This is a genomic window from Chryseolinea serpens, assembly GCF_900129725.1.
Lineage (GTDB): Bacteria > Bacteroidota > Bacteroidia > Cytophagales > Cyclobacteriaceae > Chryseolinea > Chryseolinea serpens.
In genome coordinates this window covers 681676-701251 of the sequence record NZ_FQWQ01000001.1, presented here as the reverse complement: position 1 = coordinate 701251, position 19576 = coordinate 681676, and the positions used below count along the sequence as shown (strand labels likewise).

Sequence of the window (19576 nt, the reverse complement as noted above, 5' to 3'; positions counted from 1 at the left end):
TTGAAGTAAGCCTTTGAAAAGATCAGAAGGCAAGTATTCACTTACTTGCCTTCTTTTTTTTACTTTTCCGTTTGATAATACGCTGAAATACAAAATGCGGAAATTTTACCTATTCACGTTACTGGCATTGTGGGCTTGTGGTCCGGAGAAAAAAGAAGAGTCCCGGAATGAAAACACCCTTTTCAGACGGCTTACGGCCGAGGAAACGGGCATTCATTTTGAAAACACCCTCACGGTTCAGGAAGACCTCGACGTTTTTCGCTACCGCAACTTCTACAACGGAGGAGGTGTGGGCATCGGCGATTTCAATAACGACGGGCTACCGGACGTTTACCTCACCTCGAACATGGGAGAGAACAAATTGTACCTCAACAAAGGCAACCTCAAATTTGAAGACATTACCAAAAAGGCAGGCGTGGCCGGCACCAAGGCATGGGCGACAGGGGTGAGCATTGCGGATGTGAACGGTGATGGTTTGCTCGACATCTATGTGAGCAACTCCGGCGATGTAGCGGGTGGCAACCGCGGCAACGAGCTTTTTATTAACAACGGTGATCTTACATTCACCGACAAGGCAGAAGAGTACGGCCTGGCCGACAAAGGCTTCACCACCCACGCGGCGTTCTTTGACTACGACAAAGACGGCGATCTGGATTGCTACATTCTCAACAACTCCTTCCGCCCGGTGTCCACACTGGGGTATCGCAACCTGCGCGACCAGCGCGACGAACTGGGTGGCCATAAACTCTATCGCAACGACAACGGCAAGTTCACCGACGTGAGCGCGCAGGCCGGCATCTACGGCAGCGTGATCGGCTTTGGTTTGGGGGTGACGGTGGGAGATGTCAATCTCGACAACTGGCCCGATCTCTATATTTCCAACGATTTCTACGAGCGCGACTACCTCTACATCAACCAGCATGACGGCACCTTCTCCGAGGAGCTCGAAAAATACATGGGGCACCTCAGCATGTTTTCTATGGGGGCCGACCTGGCGGACATCAACAATGATGGTTGCCCGGACATCTTTTCTACCGACATGCTCCCTGAGGAAGATTATCGGTTGAAAACACTGGTGGCCTTCGAGACGTACGACGTCTATCAATTGCGTCTCAAGAATGGCTATTATCACCAGTTTATGCGCAACATGCTGCAGCTGAACAACAGCGACGGCACGTTTAGCGAGATCGGCCAACTGGCCGGTGTGTCGGCTACGGATTGGAGCTGGGGGGCGTTGATCTCCGACTTTAACAATGACGCGCACAAAGAGATCTTTGTCTGCAACGGCACTTACAAGGACCTGATCAACCAGGATTTTGTGGAGTTCCTGGGCAGCAGTGAGAACATGCGGTCGGCCATCGAAGGCAAAAAGGTAGACTTCAAGGAATTTGTCGATAAGATGCCCTCGCAAAAAATGAGCAACTACATGCTCGTTCCCACAAAAGAGTTTGAATTCAAAAATGAATCGAAGGCGTGGGGTCTGGACGAGCCGGGATTTTCCAACGGCGCCGCCTATGGCGACCTCGACAACGACGGCGATCTCGACCTGGTCGTGAACAACGTGAACCAGGAGCTTTTCTTTTTCCAGAACCGCGCCGACACGCTGCTGAAGAATACTTCGCTGCGGTTGGCCTTCAAAGGTTTTGAAAAAAACACGTTCGGGCTAGGGGCGAAGGTACACGCTTATGTAAAAGGCGACGTGCTTTACTATGAGAACATGCCGATTCGCGGTTTTCAATCCAGCATGGACTATACGATGGTGATCGGTACGGGCAACCGTGCGACCGTCGACAGCCTCGTGGTGGAGTGGCCGGATGACAAGATAGAGGTGTTGAAAAACGTGCCGACCAATCAAAAGCTGGAGATCGATCACGCGAAAGCGAAAGCGGTTAAGCCGCAGGCATCCAAACCTGAGCGCGCGCTGTTTTCGGAGGTAACAAATGGTGACGCCGTTTCGCACGTGGAAAATGATTTCAATGAGTTCGACCGGGATCGTTTATTGTACCACATGGTGTCGACGGAAGGCCCGGCGTTTGCCAAGGCCGATCTGAACAACGATCATTTGGATGACTTCTTCCTTGGTGGTTCTGCGGGACATGGGGGCGCGTTGTACATGCAACAGGCGTCTGGGAAATTCAGCAAGCTTCAACCCGAACTATTTCTTGCCGATTCGCTGGCCGACGATATCGATGCGGTGTTCTTCGATTTTGATGGCGACAAAGATCTGGACCTGTATGTTGTTACCGGGGGTTCGGAACGCGCATCGCTGGGCATTCCCTTGTTGGACAGAATGTATGAAAACAAAGGCCTGAAAAACGGCCGGCCCGAATTCGTAAAGACCGAAAAGAAAATGCCCGCCATCTACCAGGCCGGAAGTTGCGTCCGCCCTGCAGACATCGATCACGATGGCGACCTGGACTTGTTTGTAGGCACGCGCATGTTGCCTTCCTACTATGGTTTGCCTTGTGATCAATTTATTTTGCTAAACGATGGGAAAGGAAATTTCACCGACGCCACGGCCACCCTGGCCCCGGAGCTGAAGCACGCCGGCATGGTGACGGCTGCCGAATGGTTTGACTATGATCATGACGCATTCCCTGACCTGATGATCATCGGCGACTGGATGCCCGTCACGCTCTATAAAAACGACGGCAAAAAACTGACCCGTGTGGAAAACATCCCCGGCCTCGAGAAAACCGACGGCTGGTGGAACAGCATCACGGCATCGGATCTGGATGGCGACGGCGACACCGACTTCGTGCTGGGGAACCTCGGCCGCAATTCTAAATTCAAACCAACCGTCGATCATCCCATTTCGCTTTACGTGAACGACTTCGATCAGAACGGTTCCATCGAACCCATTTTTACATTCATGAAAGACGGCGAAGAGTATCCCACAGCCTTGCGCCAGGACATGATCAAACAGATGAGCAGCCTCAAGAAGAAGTTTGTCTATTACCGGGACTACGCACAAAAATCTATCGCCGACATTTTCGATCCGGCCTTGCTGGCGAAAGCGACAAAACTTAATTTCTATGAACCCAACACGCTGGTGCTGATAAACGAAGGCCCCAAAGGATTTGTGCGCAAGACACTGCCCGTGGAAGCCCAGTTCTCGCCCGTGTTTGCCATCGACGTGGCCGATGTGAACCACGACAACAAACCCGACCTCGTGCTGGGCGGCAACCTGTTTTCGGTGAAACCCGAAGTAGGCCGCTACGACGCGTTGCATGGGTTGGTTTTGGTTGGAGATGGAACGGGAAATTTCGCCCCGCTGAAGTCGCAGCAGTCGGGTATTAAACTGGAAGGGCAAGTACGACACATTGCACGTCTCAAAACCAAAGCGGGTGAGGTGGTGGCGTTTGTCCGGAACAACGATTCAATAAAATTCTATAAAGCAACGAAGTGATGTTGAAGATACGTTTACGTTATATTTTTTCGGTCATCGTATTGGTATTCGGCTTATCTGCATGTTCGGATAAAAAGGGGGGAACTGGAGGGGGGTTCAGATTTGTCCCGTCCTCGGAATCCGGGATCACCTTTCGCAATGTGTTGAAGGAAAGTGTTGAGTTCAATATTTTCAACTACATGTATTTCTACAATGGGGGAGGCGTAGCGGTAGGGGATGTGAATGGCGATGGATTGGTCGATATGTTTTTCACCTCTAACCAGGACCCCGACAAACTCTACCTCAACCAGGGCGACCTCAAGTTCAAGGACGTGACCGATGCAGCCGGGGTGGCCGGTTTCAACGGCTGGACTACCGGCGTGACCATGGCCGATGTGAACAATGACGGCCGCCTGGATATCTATGTGGGTTATTTGGGGGACTATCTCATTTTCAAAGGCAAGAACCAGCTCTTCATCAACGAAGGCAATGACGCGAACGGCGTGCCGAAATTTACGGACCGCGCTATGGAGTACGGCCTGGACCTCGTGGGATTTGCCACACAGGCATCCTTCTTCGACTATGATCGCGATGGTGACCTCGACATGTTCATGCTCAACCATTCCCTCCACGAAAACGGGACCTTTGGCATGTCCAAAAACCTGCGCTTTCAATCGCACCCGCTCGCCGGCGACAAGCTCATGCGCAACGATGAAGGGCATTTCATCGACGTCACAAAAGGTTCGGGCATTCTCGACAACGCCATTGGCTATGGACTTGGAGTGGTGGTGAGCGACATCAACCTCGACGGCTGGCCGGACGTTTATGTGGGCAACGATTTTCACGAGAACGACTATCTCTACATCAACCAAAAGAACGGCACGTTTGCCGAGGTGCTGGACAAGAGTATGAACCACACCAGCCGCTACACGATGGGTGTCGATTTTGCGGATTTCAATAACGACGCTTTCCCTGACCTGGCAGCGATGGACATGCTTCCGGAAGATCCCTTCATCCTCAAAGCTTCCGCCGCCGAAGATGCTTATGATCTGTTCGACTTTAAGCTGCGCTATGGCTACAACTATCAATACACCCGCAACGCGCTTCAGCTCAACAACCAGGATGGAACATTTAGCGAAATAGCGCTCTACGCCGGCGTCTCCGCTACCGACTGGAGCTGGTCAACTTTGTTTGCTGACTTTGATCTCGACGGGAAGAAAGACATCTTCATTTCCAACGGCATCCTGCGCCGTTCCAACGACCTCGATTATATAAACTTCATCACCACCGATTCCATACAAGAGGGCATCAAGTACAAGATGGACGAGAAGCATCTGAAGCTCATCGAAAAAATGCCAAAGATCAAGCTGGCCAACTACCTCTACCACAACAACGGCGATTCCACCTTCACCAACAAAGCGCCGGAATGGGGCCTTGACAAGATTTCCTATTCTCATGGAGCAGCCTATGCCGACCTGGACAACGACGGCGACCTGGACCTGGTGACCAACAACGTGGAAGATGAAGCCTTCGTGATGGAGAATCTCTTCCGCAATAAAAACCAGGAGCCTCAGACGAGCCACTTCCTGGGTGTGAAACTAAAAGGCCCATCAGGGAACCTCTATGGCCTAGGCACGAAGGTATTCCTATACAACGGTGGTAAAGTACAAGTTCAGGAATGCACGCCCGTGCGCGGCTATCAAAGCGCGGTGGACACACGCCTTATTTTTGGGACCGGCACCGACAAAACCATCGACTCCCTGGTGGTGGTCTGGCCCAACGACACCTACGAAGTGCTAAAACAAGTTGCCGTCGATCAGCAACTGGAACTGGATCAGGCAAAGAGCAGCGGAAAATTTGACTATGATCGTTTCCACCGGGCAAAGCCGATCTTCGAAGAGACCACGGCGACGCTCGGCATAAACTTTACGCACCGCGAAAACAAATTTGTGGAGTTTACACGCGAAGCCCTGCTGCCCCACATGCTCTCGGCGGAAGGTCCCCACGCAGCCGTCGGGGACGTGAACAACGACGGGTTGGATGACGTGTTTGTAGGGGGCGCAAAGTGGCAGACGTCGCGTTTATTTGTGCAAAACAAAAATGGGAAGTTCACCGATTCTTTTCAGCGGTCTTTTGAGCGGGACAGCATCCAGGAAAATGTCGACGCGGCATTTGCCGATGTGGATGGCGACGGCGATAAAGACCTGATCGTGATCACAGGGGGAAATGAATTTACCGGAAACTCCGTTCATCGCCAGCCCAAGCTGTATGCCAATGATGGCAAAGGAAATTTCACGTCCGCCAAAGGCCTCCCCGAAATGATGATCACGGGCTCGTCGGTGAGTGTGAACGATTTCGACAAGGACGGCGACCTGGATCTCTTCATCGCCGTGCGCACCATTCCCTACAAGTATGGTGAGGAACCGAAAAACTACCTATTGCAGAACGATGGCAAAGGCAATTTTACCGACGTTACAAAAAGCGCTGCGCCGGTGTTGGAGCAATTCGGATTTATCAAGCAATCCGTTTGGGCCGACATCGACAACGACAAAGACGACGACCTGATCCTGGCGGCGGAATGGAAACCCATCACCATCCTGGTGAACACCGCCGGTAAACTAACACCGCTCGCCCTGGAAGGCTCAGGCCTGGAGAAAACCAACGGCTGGTGGAGCCACATCGAACTGGCGGACTTCGACCAAGATGGCGATCTGGACCTCGTGGCCGGCAACCTGGGTCTCAACTCGACCTTGAAAGCATCGCTGGCTGAGCCGGTGAAGATGTATTACTCGGATTTCGACAACAACGGCAGCTTCGAGCAGGTGCTCACCCACTTCACTCAGGGAAAAGAATATCCTTACTACACCCGTGACGAGATGGTGAAACAAATGCCGATCCTCAAAAAGAAATTTCTCTCGGCCAATAAATTTGCTGCCGCCACATTCAAAGATGTATTTGATGAAGAGACCCTGAAAAAAGCAAAGGTCTTTCAAGCGTATGCATTTGAAAGCGCCTACATCGAAAACAAGGGCAACGGCAAATTCGAAGTGCGGCCGTTGCCGCCAGTGGCGCAATTTTCTACGGTGAACGCCATGATCATCGAAGACTTCAATCGCGACGGCCACACCGATGTGTTTGTCGCGGGTAATTTCTATCCCATCAACATCCAGATGGGCCGCTACGATGCCAGCTATGGCACGTTGCTGGTGGGGGACGGCAAAGGGCATTTCAAGGCCATGGCCAATAAGGATTCGGGTGCTTGCTTGAAGGGGGAAATCCGGGACCTGAAGCCGGTCACGCTGGCCGGGCGCGTGCATTATATGGGGTTCCGCAACAACGCTTCGGTGGTGTCTTTTGCGCTAAAGAAATGACGGAAAGGTTGTCGGCACCGGGTCTTTTTTTTATTGCCGTCATCTGATACCTTTGAAGAGAATCATACCTGTGACCCATGAAGACTTTGCTGTGGAAAGGTTTATGCCTGTCCGTTTTACTTTTTTCCTGTTCGAAGAACAACGCCGACTGGAAAACGCAAGCCCAGAACCCTGAATTTTTACACCGCTCCGTCAAGCAAGTCACCGACGTTATCGTACACGACATCTTTTCGCCGCCGGTGGCGTCGCGCATCTACACCTACATGAGCGTGGCCGCCTATGAAGCGGCCATTCACCAGGATAAAAAATACGCCAGCTTTGCAGGCCAATTACACGGCCTCACGGAGGTGCCGCAACCGCAAGCCGGCCAGGAATATTGTTTTCCCCTGGCGTCGGTGCAGGCCATGCTGAAGGTTGGTCGCGCCCTGGTTTTTTCGGAAGATAAAATGGATGTGTTCTATAACAAGATCATGCAGGAGTTCAAAGACACCGGCATGCCCGACGACGTCTATGAGCGGTCCCTTGCCTATGGTACCGAAGTGGCCGAGCACATCATCAAATGGTCTTCGAAAGACAACTACAAACAAAGCCGCTCGTTCCCCAAATACTCTATCCAGGAGGACCCCGGCACCTGGAAGCCGACACCACCGGCTTATATGGATGCGGTGGAGCCGCACTGGAGCAAGATCAGGACCTTTGCCATAGATTCCGCGTCGCAATTCAGACCCGCGTCACACACCATATTTTCGGTCGATAAGAAAAGTCAGTTCTACAAGGAAGCCATGGAAGTCCATGACATGGGCGTGAACCTCACCCCGGAGCAACGTCAGATCGCATCCTTCTGGGATTGCAATCCCTTTGTGATGAACGTGAAAGGGCACGTCATGTTTGCCACCAAAAAGATCTCCCCCGGTGGCCATTGGATGAACATCACACACGTGGCCTGCCTGGGTGCCAAAGCAGATTTTGCGCAGTCGGCCGAGGCCTATGCGCGCGTGGCCATCTCGTTGGTGGATGGATTTATTTCGTGCTGGGATGAGAAATACAGAAGCACGCTGGTACGTCCCGAGACCTATATCAACCAATACATCGACGAGGAGTGGGTGCCCCTGTTGCAAACACCGCCGTTCCCGGAACACACCAGCGGCCACAGCGTGATCTCCGGTGCATCGGCCGTGGCGCTCACCAAATTGTTTGGCGACAACTTTGCCTTTACCGACTCCACGGAAATTGAATTTGGTTTATCCGTCCGCAGCTTCAAGTCATTTGAAGCCGCCTGCAGCGAGGCCGCCATCAGCCGCATGTACGGCGGCATTCACTACCGGCCCGCCTGCGAAAATGGGCTAAAGCAAGGCCACCAGGTAGGCGAATTCATCGCCCAAAAAATCAAAACCCGCAAAGCAGACCTCGCCCAAAAGCAATAACAACACCACCGCTAGGCGCACAAAGACCTTTTGCTTCTTGCTTGCGCGCTTCGCCCGCCGTAGCATTAGCGAAGGAGGGAACCTTCAGCAAAGAGCTTCTTAACGTTTTTCTTTGCTCGCTGAAACTTCGCGAAGGTGATACCGCTTAAAGATTTCTTAACACACCCATTCCAACCTCCCCAGGGGTTCCGGTGTCAAATAAGAAAACAAAACGATACCTCCATGAAGACCACCCGCATTTTCCTTTTCGCTCTCGCCGCCCTCACGCTCGGCGCTTGCCACGATAAAGACGCTAAAGACGGCAGAGACCTGCCCACGCTCTCAGATTCCTATTTCAGTTTTGGAAGCTTCTATGGTATGTGCCAGGGTGACGATTGCGTTAGATTTTTTCTTATTCGCAATGGCAAACTCTACCTGGATAAAAAACACCAATACCCCACGAATGGCACCTTACACGAGGGAGATTATGAAGCCTTGAGCGACGAAAAATATCAATTGGTAAAAGATCTCGCCACCAAAATTCCCGAGGAACTTCTCTCGGAATCGTCGATCACCCTCGGCTGCCCGGATTGCGCCGACGGTGGGGGCACCTACATCGAAATAAATACAGCCGACGGCAAACGGTTCTGGTACATCGACAACAACAACCGCGAGACACCGGAATATCTCCACGAATTTATCGGGGAAGTCAACGAAAAGATCAACATGCTGCGCTAGCGCTAACAGGTTTTTCAATTTCAACTATTCACGTTTTTTCTTCACGCACGGAAGATCTGGTAACCTTTGGGGCATCCGGAAATCGCCACGGCTGATTTTCCGGATGACGTAACATCCTGACGGACAAATCTGTCCCTCGCTACTGGCAGTACCCCACTGCAAAAGGAAACGGCGCCCCGCATTTTGGTTTTAATATTTAGCGCGAATTCACCTTCCTCCCAATGCCCGCATGCGCCGCAACGCCCGGCAAATTAATAAAACCACTTCCTGAAAAATCCTGCCCCATTCCTTATCTTCGTCAACTTGAAAACCAATGCATTTCGCTTGTACGAACGATAATAGAAATGCTGCGTACCCATGACTGAACCAAACCCATTCTTATGAATGTCTACCTCGCTGAGTTTTTCGGCACCATGATCATCATTCTGCTCGGCGAAGGCGCTGTGGCCGGAGCTGTTTTAAAAGGCACAAAATCCGAGAACGACGGATGGCTCACCATCGTGGTGGCCTGGGGTCTGGCCGTAACGTTGGCCGTCTATGCCGTCGGCCGCATCAGCATGGCCCATCTCAATCCAGCCATCACGCTGGCGCTGTTTCTCATGGGTGACTTTCCGAAAGAGCAAGTGGCCGGCTACATCATCGCGCAGTTTGCCGGTGCTTTTGTTGGGGCCATATTGGTATGGCTGGCATTCCTGCCCCACTGGGGACGAACCGACAGCGCCGCCAAGAAACTTGCCGTGTTCTGCACCGCACCCGCCATACGCTCGACACCCGCCAATCTCCTGAGCGAGATCCTCGCCACGTTTGTGCTGGTGCTGGCTCTTCTTTTCATCGGGGCCAACGAGTTTGCCGAAGGACTTAACCCGCTCATCGTGGGTGGCCTCATCATCTCCATCGGTCTTAGTTTAGGAGGGACTACCGGGTTTGCCATCAACCCCGCCCGCGATCTTGCGCCACGGCTGGCCCATTTTATATTGCCCATCCCCGGCAAAGGTTCATCCGATTGGTCCTATAGCTGGATCCCCGTCATCGGGCCGATAATCGGGGGCATCCTCGGGGCATGGTGCTTCAAAGCATTGTTTGTTTAACACCTTCTCTCCATGAAATATATCATTGCGCTCGATCAGGGAACGACCAGTTCGCGGGCCGTGCTCTTCGACGAACGGGCCGACATCAAAGGCATTGTGCAAATGGAATTCCGCCAGATCTTCCCACAGCCCGGCTGGGTGGAGCACGATCCAGGCGAGATCCTGAACACGCAAAGGCTGGTGTTGGAGAAACTGGTCCAGAAACATGGCCTCGACCCCCGCGACATTGCGGCCATCGGCATCACCAACCAACGCGAAACCACCTTGTTGTGGGACCGCCATACAGGCGAACCGTTGTACAACGCCATCGTCTGGCAGGACAAACGCACGGCACCCATTTGCGAAGAACTAAAAAAGAAAGGTCTCGATAGCTACGTACGTCAACACACGGGGCTGGTGATCGATTCCTACTTCTCTGCCACAAAGATCAAATGGATCCTCGACACCGTGCCCGGCGCGCGGGAACGTGCCCGCAAAGGGGATGTGGCCTTTGGAACGGTAGATACCTGGTTGCTCTGGAACCTCACCAACCGCCAGGTGCACGCCACGGACTATTCCAACGCCTCGCGCACCATGCTCTTCGACATCAACACCCTGACATGGGATAAAAAGCTGTTGGCCGAACTCGACATTCCCGAAGCCATCCTTCCGGAGGTGAAACCGTCGTCATTTCATTTTGGAAACTGGACCTACCAGGGCGTAGACATTCCCCTGGCGGGTATTGCCGGCGACCAACAGGCGGCCCTGTTTGGGCAGGCGTGTTTTGAACCGGCCATGGCCAAGAACACCTACGGCACCGGTTGCTTCATGCTGATGAACACCGGCACGAGAATCCAGCTCTCCAAAAACGGGCTCATCACCACCATCGCCTGGGGGCTGGGCGGCAAAGTAGAATATGCGTTGGAGGGCAGCGTCTTTATCGCCGGGGCCGCCGTGCAGTGGCTGCGCGACAGCCTTCACCTGATAGACCAAAGCAAAGACACAGAGTATTTCGCCACGAAGGCCCTGGGATCCAACGAGGTGTATGTCGTTCCCGCCTTCGCGGGATTGGGTGCGCCCTATTGGGACATGTATGCCCGCGGTGCCATCTTTGGCCTCACCCGCGACACGGGCAAGGACCACATCATCAAGGCCACCCTGGAGTCGATGGCCTACCAGACCAAAGACATCCTGAACGCCATGGAGGAAGACGCCGGCCTGGCGCTGGCCAGTTTGAAAGTGGACGGCGGGGCCTGTGCCAACAACGTGCTCATGCAGTTCCAGGCCGATATATTGGGCACCCCTGTCGAGCGGCCGGAGATCATCGAATCTACGGCACTTGGCGCAGCTTACCTGGCGGGAATCGAGGTGGGCTTGTGGAAAAAGGAAAGCATTGTGTCCAACCGAAAGATCCAGAAACGTTTCGAGCCCGCGATGGACGAGACCACGCGCGCCAAGCTGTACAAAGGCTGGCGCAAGGCTGTGGAGCGCACAAAAGGCTGGGAAGATTAAGGCTTAAACAAAAGAAACATTCATGACCCCGTTCTCTTATCACGACCGTCCTGTCCTCGTCAAGCAACTCACCGGCGATCCGTTCGACATCCTCATCATCGGTGGGGGCATCACCGGCGCGGGCATTGCCCTGGATGCGGCCTCGCGTGGCCTGAGGGCTGCGTTGGTGGAGAAGGTGGACTTTGCCTATGGCACCAGCAGCCGCTCAACCAAACTCATCCACGGCGGGTTGCGCTACCTGAAGCAGCTCGAATTTGGATTGGTGAAGGAGGTGGGCAGCGAACGGGCGGTGGTACACAACCTGGCGCCTCACCTGGTGGTGCCGGAGAAAATGTTGTTGCCGCTGTCCGAGAAAAAAGGGCTCGGCTATTGGCTCACGTCCATCGGCCTGAAGGTGTACGACCTGCTGGCCGGGGTGAAGGCAGAAGACCGGCGCAGAATGCTCACCAAAGCCCAGACCTTGCGCTATGAGCCGCTGCTAAAGAAAGACGACATCAAAGGCGGCGCGATCTACGCCGAATACAGGACCGACGATGCGCGCCTCACCATGGAGATCATCAAAACCGCCGTCAACCATGGGGCGGTGATCTTGAACTATGTCCGGGTGACGGATTTTATCTACACGAACGAGCAAGTCTCGGGGGTGAAAGTGAAGGATGGATTGTCGGGGGAAACATTTTCCATCCAGGCCAAAGCGGTGGTCAGCGCTACGGGACCGTGGGTGGATGAGTTGCGGGAGATCAACAAATCCAAAACCGGAAAACGCCTGCACCTGACCAAGGGCGTCCACATCGTATTGCCCCATCACAAGCTGCCCGTGAAGCAGGCCATCTACTTCGACGTGGACGACGGACGGATGATCTTTGCCATTCCACGGGGGAGGATCACCTACGTGGGAACGACCGACACCAACTACGAAGGCGACAAAGACCACGTGACCGCCACGCCGGACGACGCCACCTACCTCGTCCAAGGCGTAAACACCACTTTTCCATCGGTAGGCCTATCGGTCGCCGATATTGAATCCAGTTGGGCCGGGTTGAGGCCATTGATCCATGAGGATGGGAAATCGGCTTCCGAGCTTTCGCGGAAAGACGAGATTTTCGAGTCACCGACGGGCCTCATTTCCATCGCGGGGGGTAAACTTACGGGCTACCGGAAAATGGCCGAGCGGGTGGTGAACCTGGTCATCAAAAATTACTTTGAAGAACGAAAGCTCAAACCTTGCCAGACCCAGACGCTCCGGTTGTCGGAACACAGTTTCTCGGGTGTCCGCCAGGTACGCGATTTTGTGCGCGAGCTGCAACGCAAACTTGCCCCACATCAATTGCCGCCACACACCGCCGCCTACCTGGTGGAGAACTATGGCCAGCAAGCCGAGACGATCTTCAAACGTTTTGAGACGCAGGCCGCCAGCCAGGCGGCAGACCTGGCGCTGTTGAAAGCGGAATTGTGGCATTGCCTGCATTTCGAGATGGTGTGCACCTTAAGCGATTTCCTCATCCGCCGCACGGGCCTCACGTATTTCGACCTCGGGCGCGTGCTCCAATGGAAGGAAACCATCGCCCGCGAATGCCAGGTCTACTTCAAGTGGGACGACATCCTCCTGGCTGAGCAGTTGGATCAACTCGACGAATTCATCGCATCGCTAAAAAGCTTTCGCTAACCCAAAACACGACGAAAAGTTCATCTTAAATTTAAGATCTGCCCGGCGATAGTTTTTCCGATTAGACTCTTAAATTACGGTGGAATAACGATTGTAATCGGGTTGTATGACGAAGACCAGCACGCGCATTGGAGATGAGCATAGTCTCTGGGGAATAGATATGGGGGGCACCAAGATCGAAGGTGTCATTCTGAAATCAGCAAAAGATCCGGAGGTGCTCTATCGCGACCGTCTGCCCACGGAATCCGACAAGGGCTATGACCACATGCTGGGTCAGGTCAAGAGACTGATCGACAAAATGAAGGCCGACGCCAACTTCACGCCCGCCCGCATCGGCTTTGGCACCCCGGGCACCCTCGATCCCAAACGGGGGGTGATGAAGAATTGCAACACCACGGCCATGAACGGCCGTCCCATGAAAACCGATCTCGAAAAGCTGCTGGGCCTCCCCATCGAAATGGCCAATGATGCCGATTGCTTTGCGTTGGCCGAAGCCCGCTATGGCGTGGTGAAGGAACAGTTTCCCAACGCCCGCGTGGTGTTCGGGGTGATCATGGGTACCGGCGTGGGCGGTGGCATTGTGATCGACGGCAAACCCATTATCGGTCTGCAGGGCATCGCCGGCGAATGGGGCCACAACTTCCTGGACGAGTCGGGTGGTCCGTGCTACTGCGGCAAGACCGGCTGTGTGGAGAAAGTGATCGCAGGGCCTGCCCTTGAAAAATATTATTTCGACGAAACCGGTAACAAAAAGCCCCTCAAAGACATTGTAGCCCTGGCAGAATCGAAAGTGGACCCCACGGCGCAAAAGACGATGCTGCGGCTGGTGGAGTTTTATGGAAAAGCCCTTAGCGTGATCGTGAACATACTCGACCCCGACGTGATCGTCATTGGCGGGGGAGTGGGCAACATCGATTTGCTGTATGACCGGGGGTTGGATGCACTCCGGAAATACGTTTTCAACAATGCGCTCGACACGCCGGTAGTCCGCCCGTTGCTGGGCGACAGTGCGGGGGTGATCGGAGCAGCTTTCCTGGTGAGTTAACTACTTGACAAATATGAAACGAATCGCCGTGCTTGGCCCCATACCCCGCGATCACATCGTGACGCACCAGGGCGACCTTATTCAGAAGTGGGGGTGCGTCACGCATCCCGTCATTGCCCTTTCAACCTTAGCCGGCGACAAGATCGAGATCATCCCCGTGTGCCACGTGCGCCAGGTCGACCTCGACAATGTGAAGGAGGTCTTCGGTGGCTATGAAGGCATCAACACCAAACACCTCACGACGAAGAACGACCAGGGTGACATCATCAGCCTGAGGTTCCTCGACATGAACAACCGCATCGAGCGGCAAACGGGCTTCATGGATCCCATCGTCCCGGCCGATGTGAAGAGTCTGCTCAACTGCAAGGTGTTTGTGTTCATCCCCATCAGCGACTACGAGGTTTCGCTCGATACGTTGAAATTCCTAAAAGAAAACAGCAAAGGCACCATCATCTTTGACGCCCACGGCCCCACCACGGCCTGCCTGTTCAACGGCGAACGTCAGCGCAAATTCTGGATCGACCGCGATCATTGGTTGCCCTATATCGACGTGCTAAAAATGAACCTCGAAGAAGCGCACGCCTCCTGGTTCAAGAAAGAATATGAGACCAGCGACTATTTTGTCGAAAGCGATGAAGTGGATCGCGATGAACTTGGAAAGTTTGCCGCGCATTGCCTGAACATGGGCGTGAAATGCGTGTACATCACCGTCGATTCCCGCGGCTGCCTGACCTACTACAAAGAGAAAGGAAAGATCGTGGAGCACATGGTCCCTGCCGTGCCCGTAGACAACGTGGTGGACACCACCGGCTGTGGCGACTCCTTTGCCGGCGGCGTGGGCTTCGGGTTGTTGCAAAAGCCCACCGACTATGTGGGCGCGGCCCGCTATGGCAACGCCCTCGGCGCCCTGCGCACACAGGGGAAAACCTTTGCCGTATTTAAGTCGCTGGAAGACACCAATAAACTCATCCGGGAAACGTATTTTTAGAACCTCATTTTCACACCTCATACGATCTATTTAACTGACCCTTTTGATTTTGACTAAGGCTTGCATTTTTGACCTCGATGGTGTTATCGTAGATACAGCGCACTATCATTTCCTGGCCTGGAAACGACTGGCCGATGAACTCGGTATACGGTTTACAGTAGAAGACAACGAACGGCTGAAAGGTGTCAGCCGCATGCAGTCCATGGACATCTTGCTCAGCCTGGGCAACGTATCGCTGAGTCAACACGATAAAGAAACCCTGGCCAATAAAAAGAACACCTGGTTTGTGGATTATGTCGAACGCATGATGCCCGAAGAGATCTATCCCGGCGTGAAGGCGTTGCTTGAACAACTTCGCAAGCAAGGCGTTAAGACCGGGCTGGCGTCGAGCAGTAAAAATGCGAGAACCGTTATTCAACGCCTGCACATCGAGTCCTACTTCGATGTGGTGGTGGATGGAACAATGATTGTTCATTCGAAACCCGACCCCGAAATCTTTTTGCTGGCCGCCAGCAGACTCGGTGTAGACTCAAAGGATTGCGTGGTGTTCGAAGATGCCGAGGCCGGTGTGGAAGCCGCCCTGGCCGCGGGCATGAAGTGTGTGGGCGTGGGATCGCCCGCGCAACTGGGCAAGGCCCAGCGCGTGATTGAAAAGACCGGACAGTTCAAGCCGGCAGAATTGGAACAACTCTAAGAGGAACGGAAGAGCCCTCAGTAAACATTTTATACGACATTAATACCGGTTTAGCTTATGAAGGAGTATCTCAAGCACCACGAATGGCAAATCATTGAAGAAGGTCTCGACCCGCATTACAATAAAATATCGGAAAGCGTATTCAGCATCGGCAATGGCCACATGGGCCAGCGCGCCAATTTTGAAGAAGACTACTCCGGCGAAACCCTGCGCGGAAGCTACGTGGCCGGCGTTTACTATCCGGACAAAACCCGCGTAGGCTGGTGGAAGAACGGCTATCCCGAATACTTCGCCAAAGTATTGAACGCCCCCAACTGGATCGGTATCCGCGTCACCATCGACAACCAGAAACTCGACCTGGCCAAGTGCAAGGTAGAAGACTTTAAACGCGTGCTCGACATGAAGGTGGGGTTGTTGTCGCGCAGCTTTGCCGCAACATTGCCCGATGGCAAAAAGGTGCGCGTGGAATCCAAGCGCTTTTGCAGCATGGCCCACGGCGAGATCGGCGCCATCCGCTATGCCATCACCCCGCTGAATTTCTCGGCAAAGGCCACGCTCTCGATCTATGTCGATGCCGACGTGGTGAACAAAGACTCCAACTACGATGAAAAATTCTGGGAAGAGGTCTACAAAGAAGCCGCCGAAGGAAAGGCCATCGTGACCGCCCAGACCAAGAAAACATTTTTCCACGTCACCACCGGCATGAAGTATGTCATTCTGCAGGACGGCAAGAAAGCGTCGTTCGACCGGGTGAACGTGGAGTTGCGTGAAAAATATGCCGGCAACGTGATCCAACTGGATTTGCACGAAGGCAAGGAGTTGGTCATCTATAAATACGCCGCCATTCTCTCCTCCGAGAATCATGCGAAAGACAAGATGGTAGCGGCTTGTGAGCAGGTACTCACCGAGGCCACCACCAAAGGCTTCGACGCCCTGCTGGAAGCCCACAGCAAAGTGTGGGCCCATAAATGGGACGAGTGCGACATCACTATCGAAGGCGATATCGCTGCGCAACAAGGCATCCGCTTCAATATTTTTCAATTGACCCAAACCTACACCGGCGACGACGAGCGCCTCAACATCGGCCCAAAAGGGTTTACGGGCGAGAAATATGGCGGAAGCACGTACTGGGATACCGAAGCGTACTGCCTGCCTTTTTATCTCGGCACAGCCGAACAAAACGTAGCCCGCAACCTGCTGGTCTATCGCCACAAACACCTGCAACGCGCCATCGAGAATGCCGGCAAACTCGGCTTCAACAAGGGAGCGGCTTTGTATCCCATGGTGACCATGAACGGGGAGGAATGTCACAACGAGTGGGAGATCACCTTCGAGGAGATCCACCGCAACGGCGCCATCGCGTTTGCTATTTTTGACTACATCCGCTACACGGGCGACGAAGCCTATCTGGCGGAGTTTGGCCTGGACGTGCTCATTGGCATCTCGCGTTTCTGGTCGCAGCGCATCACCTGGTCGTCGGACAAAAACAAGTTTGTGATGTTGGGTGTTACCGGGCCAAACGAATACGAGAACAACGTCAACAACAACTGGTACACCAATACCATCGCCACCTGGACCTTACAGTACACGATCGATTCTTTGGAGCAAGTGAAAAAGGCACAAGGCGAGCGCTACACGGTGATCACAAAGGCCAACAACTTTGACGAAGCCGAGACCACGCGTTGGAAAGAGATCATTTCAAAAATGCATTATCCCGCGGACGAGAAGCGCGGCGTGTTCCTGCAACAGGACGGCTTTCTCGACAAGGAGCTGCTGCGCGTGAGCGACCTGAAACCAGAAGACCGCCCCATCAACCAGAAGTGGTCGTGGGATCGCATTCTGCGTTCGTGTTTCATCAAACAAGCCGACGTGCTGCAAGGGATCTTCCTGTTCGAAGAGCGCTACGACATTGAGACCATCCGCAAGAATTTCGATTTCTACGAACCCATGACCGTGCACGAGTCATCGCTGTCGCCCTGCGTACACGTGATCCTTGCCTCGCGGTTGGGCTATAAAGAACGCGCCTACGAATTCTATCTGCGCACCTCGCGCCTCGACCTCGACGACTACAACAACGACACCGAAGATGGCTGTCACATCACTTCGATGGCGGGCACGTGGATGAGTGTGGTGAAGGGGTTTGGGGGGATGACGGTGAAAGACGGCATGCTGCATTTTAATCCGTTCACGCCAGACCAATGGAAGTCGTATTCGTTCCGGTTGGAATTCAGAGAGCGTGTCATCAAGATCAAGATCTCGAAAGATAGCGTGGAGACCATCCTGGAATCCGGGTCGCCGTTGGAGATATGTCTTCATGGCAAGCCGGTGATGCTGAAACGCTAGAGAGATAGTTTGAACTTTGCTAAAATTTCCGGCGCGGCTTTGTGCCGGAAATTTTTTTATTCAATATCGTTTATGGAAACTGCAATACCCACTCCGGCATCGTGGTCAACCGCCACTAAAATTCTCTTCCGATTTTTCTTTGTCTATCTCCTGTGCTATGTGCCGGCCTCCTGGTGGGTCGAGTTTTCGTCCTTCTCACCCTGGAACGCTATCGTGCTCTTTACGGGGCATCATGTTTTCAACATCGACATCACCGTGATGCCCAATGGCAGCGGCGACACCACCTGGAACTTTGTGCAGTTGGTTGTGATTGGATCGATTTCGCTGCTGGCCACGGTGGTGTGGACATGGATCGATCGAAAACGTGCCAACTATGACACGCTGTTGTTTTGGTTTTTGATCTTCTTGCGCTATTTCCTGGCTTACATGATGCTCGTCTACGGCCTGGCCAAGGTCTTCAAAACACAGTTCCCATTCCTGTCGCTGGAACGATTGGCGACACCCCTGGGACAATTTTCGCCGATGGGTCTTTTGTGGGCTTTCATGGGCTATTCCAAGACCTACAATTTGTTTACGGGCGGCGCCGAGATATTGGCGGGTAGCTTGCTTTTCTTTCGACGGACCACCTTGCTGGGGGCATTGATCAGTATTGCGATCATGATCAACATTCTGATGTTGAACTTCAGCTACGACGTCCCCGTGAAACTGTTCTCTGCGCACCTCCTGGTCGTCGCCGTCGTGATCGTTGCGCCTCAACTGAAAAGGTTGATCTCATTTTTTATTTTGAACCAGGCCATAGCACCTGAAAATATCCGGCCAGCGATCGCCCATCCCAAAGCCAGGGTGTTCTATGGCATCGGGAAAGCCATCATCATTCTGGTAATTGTCGAACAATTGGTTGTTTCTGGTTTGAAAAGAGAAGCGGAGGTAGCTGCATTTTTCCCGGAGCGCTTTGATACCTATGAGATCGTAGAGCACAAGACCAATGGTGTGGTCGTGCCCGAAGAAGATAAAACACGCCGCTGGCAAAAACTTTATGTTCTGACCAAAGACAAATGCAGCCTCCAGTACATGGACGGGGCCGCCATCCGGTGGAACTTCGCCGCCGACACCGTTGCGCACACCATGAGCCTCATCAGCCTCGATTCCGGAACGGCCTACCATTTTCAATATGCCATCGCCAACGACAGCCTCTACAGGTTAAAGGGAAAACTAGACGAGGATTCCATCCATATTGCTATGCGCAAGAATTCCGACGAATTTCTTTTAATAAATCGCGGATTCCATTGGATTAACGAGTATCCATTTAATCGTTGAATAAAGGAATAGAGCGATGATGATTTTTTGCATCGGGCAATTGG

12 protein-coding genes are annotated in these 19576 nt (G+C 53.3%); all 12 read left to right on the top strand.

Going from position 1 to position 19576, the window contains the following annotated elements; all coding sequences use genetic code 11:
- Positions 1-94: 94 nt before the first annotated feature.
- The 12 genes from BUB30_RS02730 (at position 95) to BUB30_RS02675 (ending at position 19532) form a co-directional block, all read left to right on the top strand.
- Positions 95-3409, top strand: coding sequence for a VCBS repeat-containing protein (locus BUB30_RS02730; protein ID WP_073130848.1), 3315 nt, complete (start codon positions 95-97; stop codon positions 3407-3409).
- A 140-nt stretch (positions 3410-3549) separates the two neighbouring features.
- Positions 3550-6759: a VCBS repeat-containing protein gene (locus BUB30_RS02725; protein WP_245804023.1), complete on the top strand. Its 3210-nt coding sequence runs from the start codon at positions 3550-3552 to the stop codon at positions 6757-6759.
- Positions 6760-6836: 77 nt separating this feature from the next.
- A complete protein-coding gene (locus BUB30_RS02720; protein WP_073130844.1) occupies positions 6837-8183 on the top strand; it encodes a vanadium-dependent haloperoxidase in 1347 nt (448 codons plus the stop codon).
- Positions 8184-8405: 222 nt separating this feature from the next.
- The gene (locus tag BUB30_RS02715; RefSeq protein ID WP_073130841.1) at positions 8406-8900 is read left to right on the top strand and encodes a hypothetical protein; all 495 of its coding nucleotides are present in this window, start codon (positions 8406-8408) and stop codon (positions 8898-8900) included.
- 380 nt (positions 8901-9280) lie between these two features.
- Positions 9281-9988, top strand: a complete 708-nt coding sequence (locus BUB30_RS02710) for an MIP/aquaporin family protein (protein WP_073130839.1) — start codon at positions 9281-9283, stop codon at positions 9986-9988.
- 12 nt (positions 9989-10000) lie between these two features.
- Positions 10001-11479 carry a glycerol kinase GlpK gene (gene glpK / locus BUB30_RS02705; RefSeq protein WP_073130837.1) on the top strand — a complete coding sequence of 493 codons (1479 nt, stop codon included), beginning with the start codon at positions 10001-10003 and terminating at the stop codon, positions 11477-11479.
- A 22-nt stretch (positions 11480-11501) separates the two neighbouring features.
- Complete coding sequence (locus BUB30_RS02700; protein WP_073130836.1) at positions 11502-13145, top strand: glycerol-3-phosphate dehydrogenase/oxidase; 1644 nt, start codon at positions 11502-11504, stop codon at positions 13143-13145.
- A 106-nt stretch (positions 13146-13251) separates the two neighbouring features.
- On the top strand, positions 13252-14190 hold the full coding sequence (locus BUB30_RS02695; RefSeq protein ID WP_073130834.1) for an ROK family protein: 939 nt from the start codon (positions 13252-13254) through the stop codon (positions 14188-14190).
- Between the two features lie 13 nt (positions 14191-14203).
- Complete coding sequence (locus tag BUB30_RS02690; RefSeq protein ID WP_073130833.1) at positions 14204-15178, top strand: carbohydrate kinase family protein; 975 nt, start codon at positions 14204-14206, stop codon at positions 15176-15178.
- A gap of 43 nt (positions 15179-15221) precedes the next feature.
- On the top strand, positions 15222-15872 hold the full coding sequence (gene pgmB, locus BUB30_RS02685) for a beta-phosphoglucomutase (RefSeq protein ID WP_221408657.1): 651 nt from the start codon (positions 15222-15224) through the stop codon (positions 15870-15872).
- Positions 15873-15929: 57 nt separating this feature from the next.
- Positions 15930-18215: a glycoside hydrolase family 65 protein gene (locus tag BUB30_RS02680; protein WP_073130831.1), complete on the top strand. Its 2286-nt coding sequence runs from the start codon at positions 15930-15932 to the stop codon at positions 18213-18215.
- Positions 18216-18287: 72 nt separating this feature from the next.
- Positions 18288-19532, top strand: a complete 1245-nt coding sequence (locus tag BUB30_RS02675; protein WP_073130830.1) for a hypothetical protein — start codon at positions 18288-18290, stop codon at positions 19530-19532.
- Positions 19533-19576: the final 44 nt, after the last annotated feature.

Bases quoted from the DNA above. Each gene is read 5' to 3' on its own strand.
- BUB30_RS02720 (WP_073130844.1), top strand. From the start codon at position 6,837: ATGAAGACTTTGCTGTGGAAAGGTTTATGCCTGTCCGTTTTACTTTTT.
- BUB30_RS02715 (WP_073130841.1), top strand. From the start codon at position 8,406: ATGAAGACCACCCGCATTTTCCTTTTCGCTCTCGCCGCCCTCACGCTC.
- BUB30_RS02675 (WP_073130830.1), top strand. From the start codon at position 18,288: ATGGAAACTGCAATACCCACTCCGGCATCGTGGTCAACCGCCACTAAA.
- BUB30_RS02695 (WP_073130834.1), top strand. From the start codon at position 13,252: ATGACGAAGACCAGCACGCGCATTGGAGATGAGCATAGTCTCTGGGGA.
- glpK (WP_073130837.1), top strand. From the start codon at position 10,001: ATGAAATATATCATTGCGCTCGATCAGGGAACGACCAGTTCGCGGGCC.
- BUB30_RS02690 (WP_073130833.1), top strand. From the start codon at position 14,204: ATGAAACGAATCGCCGTGCTTGGCCCCATACCCCGCGATCACATCGTG.
- BUB30_RS02730 (WP_073130848.1), top strand. From the start codon at position 95: ATGCGGAAATTTTACCTATTCACGTTACTGGCATTGTGGGCTTGTGGT.
- BUB30_RS02680 (WP_073130831.1), top strand. From the start codon at position 15,930: ATGAAGGAGTATCTCAAGCACCACGAATGGCAAATCATTGAAGAAGGT.
- BUB30_RS02710 (WP_073130839.1), top strand. From the start codon at position 9,281: ATGAATGTCTACCTCGCTGAGTTTTTCGGCACCATGATCATCATTCTG.
- BUB30_RS02700 (WP_073130836.1), top strand. From the start codon at position 11,502: ATGACCCCGTTCTCTTATCACGACCGTCCTGTCCTCGTCAAGCAACTC.